Here is a 12,430-nt window from a genome sequence, read left to right as displayed (position 1 = left end):
GACGGTTCACGGTCGTGCCGGGCGGTGGACGCCCAGGTCAGGCGCGGGTGGCCGCGTCCTCGGCGCCGCCGGCGTCGCTCGCGCGGCGGAGGCGCGGGGGCAGCTCGGCGGCTGTGCGCGCGCCGCGCGTCGCCATGAGGAGGGCGGCGACGACGTAGGCGACGGCGAGGCCGACGAACACGCCGCGCGACCAGCCGGTGTCGGGCAGGGTGAAGGCCGCCAGGGCGGCGGCGCCGACGAACGCCGCGTTGTAGAGGACGTCGTAGAAGGCGAACGCGCGGCCCCGGAACTCGTCCTCGGCGTCGCGCTGCACGATGGTGTCCACCGCGATCTTGGTGCCCTGCGCGGCCAGGCCGAGGAGGGCGGCGCCGGCGTAGACGACGGCGCGGGCGGGGGTCGTGACGAGCAGGAGCTGGCTGGCCGCGGCCAGGAGCAGCATGATCGCGATCCAGCCCTGGGGGCCGGTGCGGCGCGAGAGCGTGGGCGTCAGCACCATCGCGACGGCACCGCCCGCGCCGGTGAGGCCGATGACGACGGCGAACGTGCCCATCCCGGCGCTCTGACTGCCCGGGTCGAGCAGGTTGCGCGAGATGAGGATCGACGCGATGAAGACGACGCCGTAGAGGAAGCGGTGCACCGCCATGGCGAGGAGCGCCTGGCCGGGGGTGCGGCGCGCGACGAGGTAGCGGGCGCCGTCGGCCAGGCCGCGGGCGACCTTCGCGATCTCGCTGCGCAGGTCGGCCTCCGCGGGGGCCTCCGGCCCGAGCTGGGTGCGGCCGAGCCGGGTCGCCAGCAGCGAGGCGACGGCGAAGACGAGCGCCGCGCACACGAGCGCGGAGGAGTCCTTGACCCGACCCGGCTCGAACATCAGGCCGAGGACGAAGCCGATGCCGCCGCCCACGAACGCCGCACCGGCGCCGAGCGTGGGGGACAGGGAGTTGGCGGTGAGCAGCAGCGGGCCGTCGACCACGCGCGGCAGGCCCGCGGACAGGCCGGCCAGGAGGAAGCGGTTGACCGACAGCGCGGCCAGGCCGACCGCGTAGATCCAGCCGCTCACGCCCCCGGCGAGCATGAGGCCCGCCATGCCGAGCGTGAGCACCACACGCACGGCGTTGCCCCACACCAGCACTTGCCGGCGCTGCCACCGGTCCAGGAGCACGCCGGCGAACGGCCCGACGATGGTGAAGGGCGCGAGCATGACGGCGAACGCGCCGGCGATCGCGGCGGCGGTGCCCTGGGACTCGGGGGAGAAGAACAGGAGCGACGCCAGTCCGACCTGGAACATCCCGTCGCCCGCCTGCGAGACCAGGCGCACGGTGAAGAGCTTGCGGAAGCCCTCCAGTCGCAGCAGCGCGCGCAGCTCGGACCAGGTCTCGCTCATCGCTCCCACGTCCTCACCCTCCCACGGACCGGCGCACGAGAGAGCGAGGTCCTCCCCCCGACAGGACGGGGGAGGACCTCGCTCTCAGGTGGCGTCGGGTCAGCGCTCGACCTCGCCGCGGATGAAGGCCTCGAGCTGGGCGCGGCCGGCGGTGTCCTCCATCTGCACGGGCGGGGACTTCATGAAGTAGGTCGACGCCGACAGGATCGGGCCGCCGATGCCGCGGTCCAGCGCGATCTTCGCGGCGCGGACGGCGTCGATGATGATGCCGGCGGAGTTGGGGGAGTCCCACACCTCGAGCTTGTACTCCAGGTTCAGGGGCACCTCGCCGAACGCGCGGCCCTCGAGGCGGACGTACGCCCACTTGCGGTCGTCGAGCCAGGCGACGTAGTCCGACGGGCCGATGTGGACGTTGCGGTCCTCCTTCTTGCCGCCGAGCGGGCCCTCGAGGTTGGAGGTCACCGCCTGCGTCTTGGAGACCTTCTTCGACTCGAGGCGGTCGCGCTGCAGCATGTTCTTGAAGTCCATGTTGCCGCCGACGTTCAGCTGGTACGTGCGGTCCAGCACGACGCCGCGGTCCTCGAACAGCTTGGCGAGCACGCGGTGCGTGATCGTGGCGCCGACCTGCGACTTGATGTCGTCGCCGACGATCGGCACGCCGGCGTCCTCGAACTTCTTGGCCCACTCGGGGTCGGAGGCGATGAAGACGGGCAGGGCGTTGACGAAGGCGACCTTCGCGTCGATCGCGGCCTGCGCGTAGAACTTGTCCGCCGCCTCGGAGCCGACGGGCAGGTAGGAGACGAGGACGTCGACCTTCGCGTCCTTGAGCGCCTGCACGACGTCGACGGGCTCGGCGTCCGACTCGTCGATCGTCGCGGAGTAGTAGTCCCCGAGGCCGTCGAGCGTGTGGCCGCGCTGGACGACGACGCCGGTGGGCGGGACGTCGGCGAACTTGATGGTGTTGTTCTCCGAGGCGTGGATCGCCTCGGCGAGGTCGAAGCCGACCTTCTTCGCGTCGACGTCGAAAGCCGCCACGAACTCCAGGTCCCGCACGTGGTAGTCGCCGAGCTGCACGTGCATGAGGCCGGGGACGGTGTCGGTGGGGTCGGCGTCACGGTAGAAGTGCACGCCCTGGATCAGGGACGATGCGCAGTTTCCGACACCGACGATGGCAACGCGGACGGAGGTCATCCTCGCTCCTTGTTTCTCTGGGCCGGGGTGTCGTCCACCCCGGCGCTGTGGTCGCGGGCGCGGCCGAGAGCACGGTCGCGTTCCGTGGTGATGAGTCCGTCGAGCCAGCGCACCTCGCGCTCGACCTGTTCGAGCCCGTGGCGCTGCAGCTCGAGGGTGTACTCGTCGAGCCGCTCGCGGGTGCGTGCGGCAGACTCTCGGACCGCTTCCAGCCGCTCGGTGAGCCGGGTGCGCCGGCCCTCGAGGATGCGGATGCGGGTCTCGGCGTCCGTCTGCGCGAAGAACGCGAAGCGGACGTCGAAGTTCTCGTCCTCCCAGGCGGCGGGGCCGGACGACGCGAGGACGGTCTGGAGGTGCTCCTTGCCGTCCGCGGTCAGCCGGTACACGATCTTGCCGCGCCGGCCCGTCAGGGGTGCCTTGCCCGAGGACTTGGCCCCGGCCTGTCGGGCGCCCGTCCGGACCGCGGGCGCCGGGGTCTCTCGCTCGGTGGTCTCGATGAGACCGCGCGCGACGAGGGACTTCAGCGCCGGGTAGAGGGTGCCGTAGGAGAACGCGCGGAACGAGCCGAGCAGCAGGTTGAGCCGCTTGCGCAGCTCGTACCCGTGCAGCGGGGCGGAGTTGAGCAGGCCGAGGATGGCCGTCTCGAGCACCACAGACCTGCTGCGCACGAGGGTTCCCCTTCCGTCCTGTCCCGTTGCTGCTGCCGACCCGTCGTCACGACGTATCGACTCGATACATCGCGAGAATAGGACTCGTCGACATGGTCGTGCAACGGCGGGGGTCCGGACGGCACGCCGGCCCAGTTGTGAAGGTTCCGCGAAGCGGGGGCCAAAGGGGTGGGGACGCTCGGCGCAAACCGTCGCCCGGAGCGCACGGGGCTCCCGTCGGCGGTGCGCCATCGCCTAGTGTTCCCTGTGGTCCGCAGGCCGGCCGAGCACTGTACGAGAGCGCCGCCGGTCCCGCACGACGAAAGGCTTGACGTGGCGAGGAGACGTCGCTTCTGGAACTACCCGCGCCCGCACAAGGGCCCGGTGCGGCGTTGGCTGCCCTCGTGGCGGATCGTCGTCGGCACCGCCCTGACGGGGACGGCGCTGGGCGCCGGCCTGTTCGTGGCCGCGTGGAGCACGACGACGATCCCCGACAACCTCGAGCAGGTGAACAACCAGGCCACGACCGTCTACTGGTCGAACGGCAAGGTCATGGGCACGTTCGGCGAGCAGAAGCGCGAGAAGATCAAGCTCGCCGACCTGCCGCCGTACGTCGGCAACGCCGTCGTCGCGTCCGAGGACAAGACCTTCTGGACCAACAGCGGCGTCGATCTCAAGGGCATCGCGCGCGCCGCCTACACCAACGTCACGACCGGCGGCACGCAGGGTGCGTCCACGCTCACGCAGCAGTACGTCGAGCGGTACTACATGGACACCACGAAGTCGTACGCGGGCAAGGCGCGCGAGGCGATCATCGCGCTCAAGGTGGGGCAGACCCAGCCCAAGGAAGAGGTGCTGGAGAACTACCTCAACACCATCTACTGGGGCCGCAACACCTACGGCATCCAGGCGGCGTCGCAGGAGTACTTCAAGAAGGACGCCAAGGACCTCACGCCGTCCGAGGCCGCGCTGCTGGCCGGCATCATCCCGTCGCCGAACAACTGGGACCCGTCGGTCAACGAGAAGCAGGCGAAGGTCCGCTTCGACCGCGGCATCAAGCGGATGTACGAGCAGGGGTACATCACCGCGGACGAGCGCGCGAAGGCGAAGTTCCCCAAGTTCCAGAAGAAGAAGGAAGCCACCAACACCTGGGGCGGGCAGAAGGGCTACCTGCTCGCCGCGGTGCGCAAGGAGCTCATCCGCACCGACGCCAACCCGGACGGCCCCTTCACGGAGACGGACCTCGACACCCGCGGCCTCAAGATCACGACGACGATCGACCAGAAGCTGCAGAACGCGGCCGTGGACGTCGCCAAGTCGCTGCCCGACGACGCGAACAAGAACGTGCGCATGTCGCTCGTGTCCGTCGACCCGCAGACCGGGGCGGTGAAGGCGCTCTACGGCGGCAAGGACTACGTCAAGCAGTCGCTCAACGTCGCGACGCAGGACACCGTGCAGGGAGGATCGACCTTCAAGCCGTTCACGCTGCTCGGCGCCCTCGAGAAGGGCATCACCCTCGAGGACAAGTTCGACGGCAACTCCCCGGGCCACCCGGTCGACCCCGACACCGGACAGCCGGTGGTCGACGACCCGGCCACCGGGAAGCTGTGGGAGCCCGACAACTTCGGCTACTACGACTACGGGTCGTCGATCAGCCTCGCGGACGCGACGGCCAACTCCGTCAACTCGGCGTACGCGCAGCTCAACATGGACATCGGCCCGAAGACGACCGCGGAGGTCGCGCACCGGGCGGGGATCCGGCAGGCGACCAAGATCGACGCCAACCCGTCGAATGTGCTCGGCACGGCCCCGGTCTACCCCATCGACCTCGCCCGGGCGTACTCGACCATCGCTGCCGGTGGCTACCGCACGACGACGCACGTCGTGGAGAAGGTGCAGACCCTCGACGGGACCGACGTCTACGCCGGGCCCACGGAGCAGAAGAAGGTCTTCGACGCGGACGACATCACGGCCGCGACGTACGCCATGACGCAGGTGGTCGAGAAGGGCTCCGGGAAGACCGCGCAGGAGCTCAACCGGCCGGTGGCCGGCAAGACGGGTACCTCGCAGGAGAACAAGTCCGCGTGGTTCGCCGGCTTCGTGCCGCAGCTGACCACCGTCGTCGGGCTGCGCCAGTACAAGAACGTGGACCTCGAGAAGGGGATCCTGGGCGGCATCGCCCCGATCGACACGTTCGGCGAGTGGAAGCAGCAGGGCCTCGGCATCACGGGTGGTTCGTGGCCGGTGCGCGCGTGGACCGACTTCATGAAGGTCGCGACCGAGGGCATGCCGGAGGAGGACTTCCCGGAGTACGTCCCGGCGCAGCCCACCTTCACGCCGTCGCCGACGCCCACCGAGACCGAGGAGGAGCTGGTCACCGTGCCGAACCTCGCCGGTCAGGACGTGGCGAAGGCGACGCGCGAGCTCGAGAAGCTGGGCCTCGTCGCCCGGCCGCAGGCGCAGAACAGCGACGCGCCCAAGGGCCAGGTCCTGGAGGTCAGGGGAGCGGGCACGCAGGTCCCGCCGAACTCGACCATCACCGTCATCGTCTCGACGGGACAGCCGGACCAGCCGCAGCAGGTCGTGGTGCCGAACGTCGTCGGGCAGCCGCGGACGACGGCGGAGCAGCTCCTCCGGGGCGACGCGCTCGAGGTGCGGGTGCAGGAGGAGTTCAGCGACCAGCCGGTGGGCCAGGTGCTCGGTCAGGATCCCGGCCAGGGCACCAGCCTCGACCCCGGGAGCACCGTGACGATCGTCGTGTCGAAGGGCCCCGACCCCAGCAACGGCAACGGGAACGGGAACAACCCGAAGCCCACGGACTCGACGACCCCGCCGCCCGACGACGGCGGGGGCGGCATCCTCGACGGCGTCGGGCAGAACGACTGAACGATTTCCGGGAGACCCGCACGGGCGGGTATCCTGGTCGACTGGCTGTGCCCACCACCCCGGATCGTTCCGAGGTGGGGCGCGGCCGACGCACGAATGAACCCTCCTGTCACGGAACGACCGTGACCGCTGAGACCAGAGGAGGTGGGTTGAACACATGCGTCAGTACGAGCTGATGGTGATCCTGGACCCGGAGGTCGAGGAGCGCACCGTGGCCCCGTCGCTGGAGAAGTACCTGTCGGTCATCTCGACCGAGGGCGGCTCCGTCGACAAGGTCGACATCTGGGGTCGTCGCCGCATGGCGTACGACATCAACAAGCGTTCCGAGGGCATCTACGCCGTCGTCGACTTCACGTCGACGTCGGACACCGCGAAGGAGCTGGACCGCCAGCTCGGCCTGAACGAGGCCGTGCTGCGCACCAAGATCCTCCGCACCGGCGCCCGCTGAGACCTGAACCGAACTTCTGCCCCTGTCGCGGGCGACGTCCCTGTCGATGACACGGATGTCGGCGCCCCGTGATGGGATTCCCTCACGACTCTCGGACGAACGAAGGAGCTTGGCATGGCTGGTGACACCGTCATCACGGTGATCGGAAACCTGACCGCGGACCCGGAGCTGCGCTTCACCCCGTCAGGTGCTGCCGTCGCCAACTTCACGATCGCGTCCACGCCGCGCCTGTTCGACCGCCAGACCAACGAGTGGAAGGACGGCGACACGCTGTTCCTGCGCTGCTCGATCTGGCGGGACGCGGCCGAGAACGTCGCCGAGTCGCTGACGAAGGGCATGCGCGTCATCGCGCAGGGCCGTCTGACGCAGCGCTCGTACGAGACGCGTGAGGGGGAGAAGCGCACCGTCGTGGAGCTGCAGGTCGACGAGGTCGGCCCGTCGCTGAGGAGTGCCTCGGCGAAGGTCACCCGTGCCCAGCGCTCCGGTGGCGGCGGCGGCTTCGGCGGTGGCGGCGGCAACCAGGGGGGCGGCTACGGCGGCTCCCAGGGTGGCGGCCAGCCCGGCGGAGGCTTCGGTTCTTCCGGCGGCGGTCAGAGCAACGACCCGTGGGCCACGGCCGGCCCCGCCTCCTCCGGAGGCGGGTTCTCGGACGAGCCCCCGTTCTGATCGACGCCAGTCCCCAGATCACCCTGTCCTCCGACGCCGGCCCTTGGCCGGACGGTCGTGAGGACTGCACCTGAGAAGGAGCAACACCATGGCGAAGCCTGTGGTGCGCAAGCCCAAGAAGAAGGCCAACCCGCTCAAGACGGCCAAGATCGAGTCCGTCGACTACAAGGACACCGCGCTGCTGCGCAAGTTCATCTCCGACCGCGGCAAGATCCGCGCGCGTCGCGTGACCGGCGTCTCCGTCCAGGAGCAGCGCCAGATCGCCCGTGCCGTGAAGAACGCCCGTGAGATGGCGCTGCTGCCGTACTCGTCCTCGGCCCGCTGACCGGAAGGATCACTGAATCATGTCGAAGCTGATCCTGACCCACGAGGTCACCGGTCTCGGTGAGCCTGGCGACGTCGTCGAGGTGAAGGACGGGTACGCCCGGAACTTCCTCATCCCGCGCCGCCTGGCCACCCCCTGGACCAAGGGCGCCGAGTCCCAGGTCTCCGCGATCCGCAAGGCCCGCAAGGCCCGCGAGATCGCCACGCTGGACGAGGCCAAGGCGGTGGCCGACTCGCTGGCCGCCAAGACGGTCGTCGTCTCGGCGCACGCCGGCGCGTCCGGCCGCCTGTTCGGTGCTGTCACCACCGGTGACATCGCCGACGCGGTCGTGGCCGCCAACGGCCCGCAGGTCGACAAGCGCAAGATCGAGATCGGCCAGCCGATCAAGACGACCGGTGAGTACACCGTGTCGGTGCGCCTGCACCCCGAGGTCTCGGCGAAGATCTCCGTCAAGGTCGTCGCCGGCTGAACGCCTGACGCCTGACGCGCGAAGGCCCCGGTCCCCTCTCGAGGGGGCCGGGGCCTTCGTCGTCCCCGGAGTGCCCGGGCCGGGCTCGCTCAGGTCGAGAGCCGGGGCACGAGGATGCAGTCGACGAGCTCGACGCCGCCGGGGACGTCCTCCCCGCCGATCTTGCGGACGAGCAGCTCGGCCGCGCGACGGCCCACGGTCCGCAGGTTGAGGTCCACCGAGGTGATGCTGGGCCTGGCCGCCTCGACGATGACGTCCCAGTTGTCGACGCCGACCACGCCCACGGCGTCGGGCGCGGCCACACCGCTCTCGCGCAGGCACTCGAGGACGCCCCGTGCGATCTGGTCGTTGGCGCAGAACACGCCGTCGAAGGTCGTGGTCTCGAGCAGCCGGCGGGCCGCCTCGTAGCCCCACCGCTCGGTCCACTCCCCGTACAGGACCTCGCCCCCGGCCAGCTCGGCGCCGAGCTCGTGGAGCGCGCGGGTCGCGCCGTCGACGCGGTGGTTGCTCGCGGTGTGGCGCCGGGGCCCGACGACGACGGCGATGCGGCGGCGGCCGGTTCCCACGAGGTGCGCGATCGCCCGCGCCGCGCCGCCGGCGTCGTCCGGGACCACCGAGACGTCGTCGGGGTCCTGGGACGGCGAGAGCGCGTACACCGCGGGGATGCCGAGGAGCGACGTGATCGACGTCCGGGCGTCGCTGGTGCGACCGGCGACGATGATGCCGTCGACGTTGCGGCTGCGCAGCGTCTGGACGTAGTGCCGTTCACGGATCGGGTCGCCCCGGCTCTCGGCGAGCAGCATCGAGATCTCGCCGGCCCCGAAGGTGTCCTCCGCGCCGGTGAGGATCGGGATGGTGAACCGGCCGTACGAGTCGGTCGAGAGCACCCCGACGATGAAAGACCGTCCTGAGGCCTGGGCCCGCACGTCCGGGCTCGCCTCGAAGCCGAGCTCCGCGGCGGCGTCGAGCACACGCCGGCGCGTCGCGTCGCTCAGCTGCCCGCGGCCGTTGAGCGCCTTGGACACCGTCCCGATCGAGACGCCGCTGGACTCGGCGACCTGCGCCAGCGTCACACGCCCGTGCCCCATGGCCCGTCCCTCCCTCGCTCTGCCGACGTTGACGACGGCAACGTTTCCGCATCATAGGGCAGGTTCGAACCCATGGGGCGTTGACAGGACGGCAACACGCGGAATAGTTTGCCGCAAACGCGCGGCACAGTTGCCGGGCGTCTCCCGACGAAGGAGATCGACGATGAAGCCCTCCCTCCGGCGACGCAGGCTGGCCCTGCTCGTGGTCACCGCCCTGGCCGCCACCCCCGTGCTCGCCGCGTGCAGCGCGGACGACGGTGCCGGCGACGGCGGGCCCGTCACGCTCGACGTGTGGGCCCGTGACGGGGACAACTCCCTCGACAAGCAGGTGGCCGCGTTCGAGAAGGCCCACCCCGACATCAAGGTCGACGTCACGCTGGTCAACAACGACCAGTACCTGACGAAGTTCGCGAACTCCATCCGCGCCGGCTCGGTGCCGGACCTCATCGACTTCGACATCATCAACGCGCCGCTGCTGGCGACGCAGGGACAGCTCCTCGACATCACGGACAAGGCGCAGGCGCTGCCGAACCTCGCCGACGTCGCAGAGGCGGGGGTCGACATCGGCACGCTCGACGACGCGGTGTACTCCCTGCCGGTGGCGCTCACCGGATCCCAGATGTTCTGGAACAAGAAGCTCTTCACCGAGGCGGGGCTCGACCCCGACACGCCGCCGAAGGGCCTCGCCCAGGTCAAGGCGTACGCCGAGGAGATCCAGGCTCTCGGGGACGACGTCACGGGCTTCTCGACGATCGGCGGCGTCGGGCAGGCGTTCACCGGGTTCCCCAGCGGGTGGGCCGACGGCGGGGACGTCTTCACCGAGGCAGGACCGGACCAGACGAGCACCTTCGACGACCCGGCGATGGTCGACATGGTGTCCTGGTACCAGGACATGTGGGAGTCCGGGCTGATGCAGCCGACCGACGAGCCCAACCAGGACCCGGGCAACGTCGGCAGCCAGAACGCCCTCGCGGGCAAGGTCGGCATCATGTTCACCGGGGCCAACGTGTTCGCCGGCCAGGAGGACGAGTTCGGCTCCGCCGCGGGCATCCCTGGCAGCGACGGCGAGCTCGCGTCGTTCCTGGGCGGCAACCAGGCCGCGATCCCGCGCGGCTCGGAGCACCCGGACGAGGCGTGGACGCTCCTCGAGTGGCTCGTCACCGATCGGGAGGCGGCGACGATCAACGGCGAGGCCGGGTGGATCGCCCCCGACCTGAAGCTCGCCGACGACCTCGCCGAGGACGAGTGGGCGACGAACCGCGTCGGGTCGCTGGCCGTCGGCAAGCTGCCGAAGTCGATCGCCTACTTCGCGACCATCAACGACCCCAACGGGCCGTGGGCGCAGAACTCGCAGGCGGCGATCTTCCAGGGCGCCGACCCGAAGGCGGCGCTCGACAAGGCCACGCAGCAGGCGGACCAGCTCATCGCCGACGCGTACAACCAGGTGGGCTGAGGCGGTCTCCCATGGTCGTCGCACACGCTCCCGTGACGCGCGCGCTCCCGCGGCCCGGCGTCGGACGTCGCCGGGCCGCCGGCCGCAAGGCGGCGCTCGGCCTGCTGCTGGTCTCCCCGGCGCTGCTGCTCTCGCTCGTCTTCTTCGTGGTCCCGCTCGTCCTGCTCGTGGTCATGTCGTTCGCCGACTGGCCCCTGCTGGGCCAGGTCCGCCCCGCCGGTCTCGCCAACTACGCGCGGGCGTTCGGCGACGGCACCTTCGCGCGCGCCCTCGTGTTCTCGGTGCTCTTCACGGTCGTGCTCGTGCCGCTGTCGCTGCTGGTCTCCTACGCGGCGGCGGTCATGGTGCGCGGCGAGGGGCGCGTGGTGTCGTTCGTGCGCACCGCGTTCTTCGTCCCCGTCGTCATCGGCTTCACGGCCGCCGCCTACATGGCGTCGGTGATGCTCATGCCGGGCACCGGGGTGCTCAACGTGCTGTTCCGCTCGCTCGGCCTGTCCGACGGCCGGACCGCCTGGTTCACGGACCCGACGCGCGCGTTCTGGGCCATCGTCGCGCTGACGGTCTGGAAGGGCATGGGCGTCGCGATGATCCTGTTGATGGCCGGCATGCAGGCCGTGCCCTGCGAGGTGTACGACGCCGCGAAGATCGACGGCGCGGGCTGGTGGCGCCGGGAGGTGTCGGTGACGTTCCCGCTCATCCGCCGCCAGTTCGCGCTGTGCCTCATCCTCGCGGTGTCCGGCACCCTGCTCGTGTTCGACCAGTTCTTCGTGCTCACCAAGGGCGGCCCGAGCGGCGCCACCACCACGGCCGTGATGTACACGTACGCGCAGTCGTTCGTGCGGTACAACCTCGGCTACGGGGCGGCGCTGTCGATGATCATCACGGCGATCATCCTCGCGCTCGCCGTGATCCAGCTGCGCGCCCTGCGGGCGGGCGGCGGGGAGGCGCAGTCATGACCACGCTCACCCGGACCACCCCGGGCGCCGCCGCCCCCGCCCGCCGCGGGCGCGAGCCGCGGGCGCGCGCCGGACACCGGTCGCTCTCCTCGGCCGCGTACGTGGTCGGGGGCACCGTCCTGGCGCTCGCGTCCCTCGCGCCCGTCCTGTACATCGCGCTCCGGTCGTTCCTGCCGGCGTCCGCGGACGCCGACGGGATCGGCTGGGGGTCGCTCCTCGACCTCACCGCCGCGAACTACGCGCGGATCTTCGACCCGTCGGTCGGCATCACGACGTACGTGCGCAACTCGTTCGTCGTCGCGATCAGCGTGGCGCTGCTGACCGGGCTCGTGGCCACGCTCGCGGGCTACGCGCTGTCCCGCCTGCGCTTCCCGCTCGCGGCGCTGGTCTTCGTCGTCCTGCTCGGGCCGATGGTCGTGCCGTACCAGGGGCTGCTCACGCCCCTGTCGATCGTGCTCGGCAAGCTCGGCCTGCTCGACTCGCTCACGGGCGTGGTCCTCGTGCTGGTCACGCTCCAGCTGCCGTTCTCCGTATTCGTCATGCGCAACACGCTCGACGGGATCCCCACGGAGCTGGAGGAGGCGGCCCAGCTCGACGGCGCGGGCCTCGGCCGGATGCTGCGGTCCGTCATGGTGCCGCTCGCGTGGCCGGGCGTCGTCACGGTCTGCCTCTTCGGCTTCATGGCGGGCTGGAACGACCTGCTCAGCTCCGTGGTCTTCCTGTCCAGCGAGGACAAGTACACGCTGCCCCTCGCGCTCACGAACATCACGACGTCGTTCAAGATCCCGGGCGTGCAGATCGTCGACCCGGGTCTCCTCACGGCGACCGCCTGCGTCGCCACCGTCCCCGTCGTCATCCTCTTCCTCGCGCTCCAGCGCTACTACACCAAGGGCCTCATCGGGGGCTCGATCAAGTGAAAG

At 70.5% G+C, this 12,430-nt stretch carries 12 protein-coding genes; 8 read left to right on the top strand and 4 right to left on the bottom strand.

Annotated features, from left to right (window positions below; translation table 11 throughout):
• Nucleotides 1–37: 37 nt before the first annotated feature.
• The 3 genes from ACWF41_RS03710 to ACWF41_RS03700 all read right to left on the bottom strand — a co-directional run bounded on the left by ACWF41_RS03710 (nucleotide 38) and on the right by ACWF41_RS03700 (nucleotide 3,240).
• Nucleotides 38–1,381 carry an MFS transporter gene (locus tag ACWF41_RS03710; RefSeq protein ID WP_380318875.1) on the bottom strand — a complete coding sequence of 448 codons (1,344 nt, stop codon included), beginning with the start codon at nucleotides 1,379–1,381 and terminating at the stop codon, nucleotides 38–40.
• 99 nt (nucleotides 1,382–1,480) lie between these two features.
• Entirely contained in the window at nucleotides 1,481–2,572 is a 1,092-nt protein-coding gene (locus ACWF41_RS03705) for an inositol-3-phosphate synthase (RefSeq protein WP_380318872.1), read from the bottom strand.
• The gene (locus ACWF41_RS03700; RefSeq protein ID WP_380318869.1) at nucleotides 2,569–3,240 is read right to left on the bottom strand and encodes a PadR family transcriptional regulator; all 672 of its coding nucleotides are present in this window, start codon (nucleotides 3,238–3,240) and stop codon (nucleotides 2,569–2,571) included. Before ACWF41_RS03700 ends, ACWF41_RS03705 begins: the two co-directional genes overlap by 4 nt.
• A 312-nt stretch (nucleotides 3,241–3,552) precedes the next feature.
• Here ACWF41_RS03700 and ACWF41_RS03695 point away from each other — a divergent pair, with 312 nt between their 5' ends.
• From ACWF41_RS03695 to rplI, 5 genes are all read left to right on the top strand, one after another.
• The gene (locus tag ACWF41_RS03695) at nucleotides 3,553–6,105 is read left to right on the top strand and encodes a transglycosylase domain-containing protein (protein WP_380318866.1); all 2,553 of its coding nucleotides are present in this window, start codon (nucleotides 3,553–3,555) and stop codon (nucleotides 6,103–6,105) included.
• A 157-nt stretch (nucleotides 6,106–6,262) separates the two neighbouring features.
• Nucleotides 6,263–6,553, top strand: coding sequence for a 30S ribosomal protein S6 (gene rpsF, locus ACWF41_RS03690; protein ID WP_380318863.1), 291 nt, complete (start codon nucleotides 6,263–6,265; stop codon nucleotides 6,551–6,553).
• 114 nt (nucleotides 6,554–6,667) lie between these two features.
• Nucleotides 6,668–7,219: a single-stranded DNA-binding protein gene (locus ACWF41_RS03685; RefSeq protein ID WP_380318860.1), complete on the top strand. Its 552-nt coding sequence runs from the start codon at nucleotides 6,668–6,670 to the stop codon at nucleotides 7,217–7,219.
• 88 nt (nucleotides 7,220–7,307) lie between these two features.
• Nucleotides 7,308–7,544 carry a 30S ribosomal protein S18 gene (gene rpsR / locus ACWF41_RS03680; protein WP_100422261.1) on the top strand — a complete coding sequence of 79 codons (237 nt, stop codon included), beginning with the start codon at nucleotides 7,308–7,310 and terminating at the stop codon, nucleotides 7,542–7,544.
• A 19-nt stretch (nucleotides 7,545–7,563) separates the two neighbouring features.
• A complete protein-coding gene (gene rplI, locus ACWF41_RS03675) occupies nucleotides 7,564–8,013 on the top strand; it encodes a 50S ribosomal protein L9 (RefSeq protein WP_380318857.1) in 450 nt (149 codons plus the stop codon).
• A gap of 89 nt (nucleotides 8,014–8,102) precedes the next feature.
• Here the strand turns inward: rplI and ACWF41_RS03670 are convergent, their stop codons facing one another.
• Nucleotides 8,103–9,101, bottom strand: coding sequence for a LacI family DNA-binding transcriptional regulator (locus ACWF41_RS03670; RefSeq protein ID WP_380318854.1), 999 nt, complete (start codon nucleotides 9,099–9,101; stop codon nucleotides 8,103–8,105).
• Nucleotides 9,102–9,264: 163 nt separating this feature from the next.
• Here ACWF41_RS03670 and ACWF41_RS03665 point away from each other — a divergent pair, with 163 nt between their 5' ends.
• The 3 genes from ACWF41_RS03665 to ACWF41_RS03655 are packed head-to-tail and all read left to right on the top strand — an operon-like array spanning nucleotide 9,265 to nucleotide 12,427.
• The gene (locus tag ACWF41_RS03665; RefSeq protein ID WP_380318851.1) at nucleotides 9,265–10,554 is read left to right on the top strand and encodes an ABC transporter substrate-binding protein; all 1,290 of its coding nucleotides are present in this window, start codon (nucleotides 9,265–9,267) and stop codon (nucleotides 10,552–10,554) included.
• 32 nt (nucleotides 10,555–10,586) lie between these two features.
• The gene (locus ACWF41_RS03660; protein WP_380318848.1) at nucleotides 10,587–11,510 is read left to right on the top strand and encodes a carbohydrate ABC transporter permease; all 924 of its coding nucleotides are present in this window, start codon (nucleotides 10,587–10,589) and stop codon (nucleotides 11,508–11,510) included.
• Nucleotides 11,507–12,427, top strand: coding sequence for a carbohydrate ABC transporter permease (locus ACWF41_RS03655; RefSeq protein ID WP_380318845.1), 921 nt, complete (start codon nucleotides 11,507–11,509; stop codon nucleotides 12,425–12,427). Before ACWF41_RS03660 ends, ACWF41_RS03655 begins: the two co-directional genes overlap by 4 nt.
• The last annotated feature ends 3 nt before the right edge of the window (nucleotides 12,428–12,430 follow it).

This window comes from Isoptericola sp. NPDC055063, assembly GCF_053608125.1.
This window is presented reverse-complemented; position numbering and strand designations above follow the sequence as displayed.

What these genes read in the sequence shown, in the direction of transcription:
- ACWF41_RS03710 (WP_380318875.1), bottom strand. Translation starts at nt 1,381, where the DNA reads ATGAGCGAGACCTGGTCCGAGCTGCGCGCGCTGCTGCGACTGGAGGGC.
- ACWF41_RS03705 (WP_380318872.1), bottom strand. Translation starts at nt 2,572, where the DNA reads ATGACCTCCGTCCGCGTTGCCATCGTCGGTGTCGGAAACTGCGCATCG.
- rpsF (WP_380318863.1), top strand. Translation starts at nt 6,263, where the DNA reads ATGCGTCAGTACGAGCTGATGGTGATCCTGGACCCGGAGGTCGAGGAG.
- ACWF41_RS03685 (WP_380318860.1), top strand. Translation starts at nt 6,668, where the DNA reads ATGGCTGGTGACACCGTCATCACGGTGATCGGAAACCTGACCGCGGAC.
- rpsR (WP_100422261.1), top strand. Translation starts at nt 7,308, where the DNA reads ATGGCGAAGCCTGTGGTGCGCAAGCCCAAGAAGAAGGCCAACCCGCTC.
- rplI (WP_380318857.1), top strand. Translation starts at nt 7,564, where the DNA reads ATGTCGAAGCTGATCCTGACCCACGAGGTCACCGGTCTCGGTGAGCCT.
- ACWF41_RS03670 (WP_380318854.1), bottom strand. Translation starts at nt 9,101, where the DNA reads ATGGGGCACGGGCGTGTGACGCTGGCGCAGGTCGCCGAGTCCAGCGGC.
- ACWF41_RS03665 (WP_380318851.1), top strand. Translation starts at nt 9,265, where the DNA reads ATGAAGCCCTCCCTCCGGCGACGCAGGCTGGCCCTGCTCGTGGTCACC.
- ACWF41_RS03655 (WP_380318845.1), top strand. Translation starts at nt 11,507, where the DNA reads ATGACCACGCTCACCCGGACCACCCCGGGCGCCGCCGCCCCCGCCCGC.